Raw genomic sequence first — 6,393 nt, forward strand, 5'->3', positions numbered from 1 at the left:
GGAAGGGGAGGGCGGCCACTCATGGCGATCAGTCGCGCGGATCTGTTCCGGGGACGCTTCCGCCCCGAGTCCGTTCCGTCCGAAGCGCAGCAGGCATTGCAGGCGCGCATCGGTGCGGCGTGCCTGTCCTACACCGGGACCGATTGCCGGATGTGCGGCGACCATTGTGACCGCGGCGCGATCCGTTTCCGCCCGCTGGGGCGCGGCCGTTGGCTGCCGGTCATCGAGGAGGGAAACTGCACCGGCTGCGGCGACTGCGCGGGCGTGTGCCCGGTCAAGGCCGTCACGATGGAGGCGGCCGCTTGAGATTGCCGGTCTGAACTGGGAACGCTGCTTCTAAACCCTCTGTTGGTAAGGCGGATTCACCCCCCTGTCTGCCAACGGAGAAACACATGTGGTGGCGCAACGTAACGCTGGTCTACGCCGCGGCCTTTACGGCCATCGGCATACTGGGCTTCATTCCGACCTTCCTGTCCCCGCCCCCGGAAGGCATGGTCCTCGCGGTCGAGTCCTTCCACGGCTATCTGCTCGGGCTGTTCCCGGTGAATCTGCTGCACAACATCGTGCATCTGCTGTTCGGCCTGTGGGGCTTCTTTGCCTATTTCTCCAGCCGCCTCGCCTCGCGCACCTATCTGCGCAGCGTGGCCGTCGCCTACGCCGCCCTGACCGTTCTCGGCTTCATTCCGGGTCTGAACACGCTGTTCGGTCTGGTGCCGTTGCACGGCAACGACATCTGGCTGCACGCCGTCCTGGCCATCGTCGCCGGCTATGTCGGCTTCATGGTGCATGAGACGGACGTCGGCACGGAGAAGCGCGCCGAGTGGCGGGCCTGACCGCCGGTGGGATGAGAGCGATCGGAGGCCCGGCCGTCAGGCCGGGTCGTCTCCCTGGAATCCGCAGGCGGCGAGCGCCGCGCGCATGTGGGGCGGAACCGGCGCCACCGCGCCGACCGCCTCGCGTGACGGGTAGAGGGGCAGCGAGATGGCCCGCGACTGCAGATGCAGCGGATGCCCCTCCGGCCCGCCATATTGCGGATCGCCGAGCAGCGGGCAGCCCAGCGCCGTGGCGCAATGCACACGAATCTGGTGCGTGCGCCCGGTGTGGGGCTTCAGTTCCAGCCACGTCGTGCCGTCGCCGCGGCCCAGCACCCGGTAATCGGTGACGGCGCTCTGCCCATCGTCGGCCACGACGATCCGCCAGCCGCCGGTCTTGTTGGTGACCTTCTTCAACGGCAGCTCGATGCGCCCCCGCTCCTCCGGCGGGGCGCCGGCGACGACCGCCCAATAGGTCTTGTCGACCTTGCCGTCCTGGAACAGCTTGCCCAGCTTGCGCAGGGCTTTCGGGTGACGCCCGAGGATCAGGCAGCCGGCGGTGTCGCGGTCCAGCCGGTGGGCGAGCCCCGGTGGTTTCGGAAAGCCGAAGCGCAGTGCGTCGAAATGGCGCTCCAGATTGGGACCACCGCCCGGACCGGCGTGGACGGGCAGGCCGGCGGGCTTGTCGATGATGAGCATCAGCCCGTCGCGGTAGAGAACGCGGGCCTGGATCTGTTCGGGTGTCATGATGCCTTAACGGACGAGTCGGTCAGTCTTCCTCATCCTCTTCGGGGTTGAAGGCGGCTTCGTCAACGGTTGTCAGCACATCGGGCCGGATCGCGGCCAGCGCCAGCAGCACCGTCCGGACCGTTTCCGGCGCGTGCGCATCGCCCGCCACCTGGGCCGCGAGCGTGTCCGTCAGCACGGGTTCCGCCGGGGCGCGACGGCGGATCAAGCGCCGATCAACGATGACCTCGGTGGCGCACAGGGCGCGGCGCGGGGCGTCGGCGGTCCTGGCGGTCGGGGCATCGGGCATGGCGGGGCCTCGCTTTGCGGGCAATGGCCCCCGGCCGGACCCTCCCCCGCTCTCGGCGGACCATCGGTCCGCCAATTGCGCCGGCGCCAACCGTCGGATTGCGCGCAGGCGGACGCCGGGGAGGGAATGGGAAGGCCGGGCGTCAGGCCAGCTTCAGTTCCTTGAAAAAGTCGTTGCCCTTGTCATCGACGATGATGAAGGCTGGGAAGTCCTCGACCTCGATGCGCCAGATGGCTTCCATGCCGAGTTCCGGATACTCGATGCACTCCACCTTCTTGATGCAGTCCTGGGCCAGACGGGCCGCGGCGCCGCCGATGGAACCCAGATAGAAGCCGCCGTGCGCCTTGCAGGCCGCAGTCACTTCCGGGCTGCGGTTGCCCTTGGCCAGCATGACCATCGAGCCGCCCGCCGCCTGGAACTGCTCGACGAAGCTGTCCATGCGCCCGGCGGTCGTCGGGCCGAAGGAGCCCGAGGCGTAGCCCTCCGGGGTCTTGGCCGGGCCGGCGTAGTAGATGGGGTGGTTCTTGAAATAATCCGGCAGCGGCTCGCCGGCGTCCAGCCGCGCGCGCAGCTTGGAATGGGCGAGATCGCGGGCGACGATCAGCGGACCGGTCAGCGACAGGCGCGTGCGGATCGGATACTGCGTCAGCGTGGCGAGGATTTCGCTCATCGGCTGGTTGAGGTCGATCTTGACGACCTCGCCGGCCAGATCGCCGTCGGTGATCTCCGGCAGGTACTTGGCCGGATCGGTCTCCAGCTGCTCCAGGAAGATGCCGTCCCTGGTGATCTTGCCCACCGCCTGACGGTCGGCCGAGCAGGACACGCCGATGCCGATCGGCATGGAGGCGCCGTGGCGCGGCAGGCGGATGACCCGGACGTCGTGGCAGAAATACTTGCCGCCGAACTGGGCGCCGATGCCCATGGTCTGGGTCAGCTTGTGCACCTCGGCTTCCATGGCGAGGTCGCGGAAGGCGTGCGCGTCCTCACCGCCCTCGGTCGGCAGGTTGTCGAGGTAGCGGGCCGAGGCCAGCTTCACCGTCTTCAGATTCTGCTCCGCCGACAGGCCGCCGATGACGATGGCGAGGTGGTAGGGCGGGCAGGCCGAGGTGCCGAGATAGCGGATCTTGTCCTCGAGGAACTTCAGCAGCCGGTCCGGCGCCAGCACCGACGGGGTGGCCTGATGCAGGAAGGTCTTGTTGGCCGACCCGCCGCCCTTGGCCATGAACAGGAACTTGTAGGCGTCCTCGCCCTCCGCGTAGATCTCGACCTGGCCCGGCAGGTTGTTGCGGGTGTTCTTCTCCTCATACATGGAGATCGGGGCGAGCTGGCTGTAGCGCAGGTTGCGCTTCAGATAGGCGTCGCGGGCGCCCTCCGACAGGGCGGCCTCGTCGCCGCCCTTGGTGAAGACGCGGCGGCCCTTCTTGCCCATGATGATGGCGGTGCCGGTGTCCTGGCACATCGGCAGCGTGCCGGCCGCGGCGATGTTGGCGTTCTTCAGCAGGTCCAGCGCCACGAACTTGTCGTTCGGCGAGGCTTCCGGATCGTCGAGGATCGCGCGGATCTGGCCGAGATGGCCGGGACGCAGCAGGTGGTTGATGTCCTTGAAAGCCTCTTCGGCCAGCAGGCGCAGGCCCTCCGGCTCCACCTTCAGGATCTGCTCGCCGTCGAACTCGACCACCGAGACGTAGTCCGAGGTCAGTTTGCGGTAGGTCGTGTCGTCCTTGGCCAGCGGGAACAGCGTCGCGGCGCCGCGGGCGGGGCTGATGTCATCGCGCATTCGGGGGGCTTCCTTCCTGTTCTTGGGTCACAGGCCCCGATGCGGCGCGCGGCAGCGCGCAAAAGGGCCAGGGCCACGCTCGCGCACCGTTATACACCCCTGCGCCCGCCGCACAACGGGAACGGAACGCCCTGCGGCGATAAGGAAAGGGCGTTGGCCGGGCCCGGAAACGCCGCGGCCCGGCCCCACCGCCGAAGCGTTGGATGCCGGGCCGCAGCCGCTCAATATGGACAGTGACTTACGCGGCGCTCTTGAACTGTGCCGTCAACTCGGGCCGGGCCTCGGTCACCGGCTCCGCCGGAGCGCCGGCCCATTCCGTATGTGCCGGGATTTCCTCGCCCTTCATGACCAGGGTCAGCGGGCCGAGATGGGCGTAATCGCCGACGCTGGTGTCGTACAGCACCGTGGAGCCGGCGCCGATGGTGACGCCGCGGCCGACCTTCACGCAGCCGACCTTCATCACGCGGTCCTCGTAGAGGTGCGTCTGCAGGGCCGACAGGGCGTTCACCGCGCTGTAATCGCCGACCGACACGCAGTCGAACTCCGTGATGTCGGTGGTGTCCATGAAGACGCCTTCGCCGAACTTGGTGCCGAACAGGCGCAGCACCCAGGGCAGCATCGGCGTGCCGCGCAGATGGTCGAGCAGCACCTTGCCGGCGAGCCCCCAGTAGAGCACCGCCACCGCTTCCGTCTTCATGGCCCACCAGGACCACATCGGCTTGACGGTCGGCGCGTAGCGGCCCATCAGAAGCCACTTCACCAGGATGACCACCGCCACCATCGCGACCGGGATGGCGACGCTGACCCCGAGGAACTGCGCCAGGAAGGCGCCGTAGCGCTGCTCCAGGATGGCCGGGGCGAACAGCTCGACCGCCAGCGTGCCGAAGGTGATGAACAGCATCGTCGGCATCGACAGGCTGAAGGCCTCGAACACCGCGCGGCCCAGGCGCCGGGCCTTGGATGGCTCGTAGGTCCAGTTGGCGCCGACCCCGTCGAAGCGCTGGCGCACCGGCAGCTTGATGGGCGGGCTGCCGAACCACGTCTCTCCGGCGGACATCGCCTCGTTGCCGGGCGGCTTCGACTTGATGCCGATCAGCGAACCCGTGGGGATGCTGGCGCCTGCCGGCACCACCGCGTCGTTGCCGACGAACACGCGCGCCTCGGTCTTCACCGGCTTCAGGAACATCCAGCCGCGACGGATGTCCTCGTCGCCCAGCACCACCTCATCGGCGATGAAGCACTTCTCGCCGATCTCGACGAGGTCGTAGCGCCCGGCGAGGTTGGTGGAGATCTCGGCGTCCTTGCCGATCTTGGCGCCCATCAGCCGGTACCACGCCCGCATGTAGACCGTGGCGTAGAGCGAGCTGAGCGTGTCCAGCATCACCTCGGTGGACAGCGCCACCATCCATTTCCGCAGATAGAAGCCGCTGTGCACCGAGTAGGTGCCGGCCTCGACGCGCGGCAGGACAATCCAGCGCACCGCGGCGATCATGCAGACCGTCACCGCGACCAGCGCCATGGCCGTCGGCCAGGCGATCAGCGGCAGATAATAGAGGTAGCTGACACCGAAGACCGACCCCAGCACCCCGTCCAGATTGTCGAACAGGTAGAAGGCCGGGAAGATGGGCATCAGCGAGATCGGCGGCAGGGCAAGCAGCATCGCCGTGTAGAAGGCGGCGTTCAGCCCGCGGCGCAGCCGTCCGGCGGTCGCCGTGGCGGGCAGCTCCGCCCGGTCGACGCTGCCGATGCGGCGGGCGGGCGAGCCGTCCCAACGCTCATAGGCGCCGGTGCGGGCGCCGGCGGGCAGCGCGGTCAGGTCGGCCAGCTCCGTGCCGGGACCGACCACCGCGTCCACGCCGATGACGCAGGAGGTGCCGACATAGGCGTCCGCGCCGATCTCCACCGCGCCGATGACCAGCTCGTTGCCGATCACCTCGGCGTTTGCCAGCTTCACCTTGCCGCCGATCGAGGCGCCGGCCCCGATGGTGACGAGGTCGATGGCCCCGGACTCGAACTCGCCGATCAGCGCCTCGTCGCCCACCTTGGCGCCGAGCGCGCGCAGAAGGACCCGCATGACCGGGGAGCCCTGGAACCATTTCAGATGGACGAGGCTGATGAAGCGCTGCGCCAGCCACCAGCGGTAGTAGTAGGCGCCCCACAGCGGGTAGCGACCGGGTTTCGTCCGCCCGATGACCAGCCACTTGGCCGCGACGGCGATCACCACCGTGGCCGCGTTGATGACCATGTAGACGCCGAGCAGCGTGACGATTTCCTGGAGGAAATTGGCGTCCTCGCCGGACAGCAGCATGTAGCTGACGAAGACGCCCAGCCACTGCGCCGTCATCAGCGCCAGGATGACGGGCAGGGCCGCCGCTTGCGCCGCACCGCAGAGGAAGCGGCGGAGCAGGGGAGGCGGCGTGAAGGAACGGTCCTTGCGCTCCGCCCCGCCGCCGTTGCCGCCGCGCGGCGCGCGGGCGTCCAGCCGCTCGGCCATGGCGCGCAGGCTGCGGGCGCCGTAGACGTCCTGCAGGGTCAGCCCGTCGAGATGGCGGGTTTCCCGCACCGCCGACACGAACCGCGCGGCGAGCAGCGAATGCCCGCCCAGATCCATGAAGAAGTCGGCTTCCAGCGGGACCGCCTGGCCGGGGAAGACGCGCTTGGCGGCCTCCAGGAGGGCGGCCTCGGTCGGGGTCTGCGGCTCGTCCTGTTCGCCGGGGCCGGTGTCGTCGGTCAGCGGGGCGGCCTGAAGCGCCTTGCGGTCGGCCTTG

6 protein-coding genes (1 of these 6 running past the window's edge) are annotated in these 6,393 nt (G+C 68.7%); 2 read left to right on the plus strand and 4 right to left on the minus strand.

Annotation, left to right across the window (positions count from 1 at the left end):
* Window positions 1–21: 21 nt before the first annotated feature.
* The gene (locus tag ABVN73_RS05530; protein ID WP_353859275.1) at window positions 22–306 is read left to right on the plus strand and encodes a 4Fe-4S dicluster domain-containing protein; all 285 of its coding nucleotides are present in this window, start codon (window positions 22–24) and stop codon (window positions 304–306) included.
* Between the two features lie 86 nt (window positions 307–392).
* Window positions 393–833, plus strand: coding sequence for a DUF4383 domain-containing protein (locus ABVN73_RS05535; protein ID WP_353859276.1), 441 nt, complete (start codon window positions 393–395; stop codon window positions 831–833).
* Window positions 834–869: 36 nt separating this feature from the next.
* Here ABVN73_RS05535 and ABVN73_RS05540 read toward each other — a convergent pair whose 3' ends face one another.
* From ABVN73_RS05540 to ABVN73_RS05555, 4 genes are all read right to left on the minus strand, one after another.
* On the minus strand, window positions 870–1,559 hold the full coding sequence (locus ABVN73_RS05540) for an RluA family pseudouridine synthase (RefSeq protein ID WP_353859277.1): 690 nt from the start codon (window positions 1,557–1,559) through the stop codon (window positions 870–872).
* Between the two features lie 22 nt (window positions 1,560–1,581).
* Window positions 1,582–1,848 carry a hypothetical protein gene (locus ABVN73_RS05545; RefSeq protein ID WP_353859278.1) on the minus strand — a complete coding sequence of 89 codons (267 nt, stop codon included), beginning with the start codon at window positions 1,846–1,848 and terminating at the stop codon, window positions 1,582–1,584.
* Between the two features lie 142 nt (window positions 1,849–1,990).
* A complete protein-coding gene (locus tag ABVN73_RS05550; protein WP_353859279.1) occupies window positions 1,991–3,625 on the minus strand; it encodes a fumarate hydratase in 1,635 nt (544 codons plus the stop codon).
* 238 nt (window positions 3,626–3,863) lie between these two features.
* Window positions 3,864–6,393, minus strand: partial view of a Pls/PosA family non-ribosomal peptide synthetase gene (locus ABVN73_RS05555; RefSeq protein ID WP_353859280.1) — the 3' portion only. The gene runs 1,454 nt beyond the window's last position; 2,530 of the gene's 3,984 nt are visible here — the last part of the coding sequence; the start codon falls outside the window, past its right edge — the gene reads right to left on this strand; it ends in the stop codon at window positions 3,864–3,866.

It is taken from the genome of Azospirillum formosense, from assembly GCF_040500525.1.
Taxonomy (GTDB): domain Bacteria; phylum Pseudomonadota; class Alphaproteobacteria; order Azospirillales; family Azospirillaceae; genus Azospirillum; species Azospirillum formosense_A.

Bases quoted from the DNA above. Each gene is read 5' to 3' on its own strand.
- ABVN73_RS05530 (WP_353859275.1), top strand. From the start codon at position 22: ATGGCGATCAGTCGCGCGGATCTGTTCCGGGGACGCTTCCGCCCCGAG.
- ABVN73_RS05535 (WP_353859276.1), top strand. From the start codon at position 393: ATGTGGTGGCGCAACGTAACGCTGGTCTACGCCGCGGCCTTTACGGCC.
- ABVN73_RS05540 (WP_353859277.1), bottom strand. From the start codon at position 1,559: ATGACACCCGAACAGATCCAGGCCCGCGTTCTCTACCGCGACGGGCTG.
- ABVN73_RS05545 (WP_353859278.1), bottom strand. From the start codon at position 1,848: ATGCCCGATGCCCCGACCGCCAGGACCGCCGACGCCCCGCGCCGCGCC.
- ABVN73_RS05550 (WP_353859279.1), bottom strand. From the start codon at position 3,625: ATGCGCGATGACATCAGCCCCGCCCGCGGCGCCGCGACGCTGTTCCCG.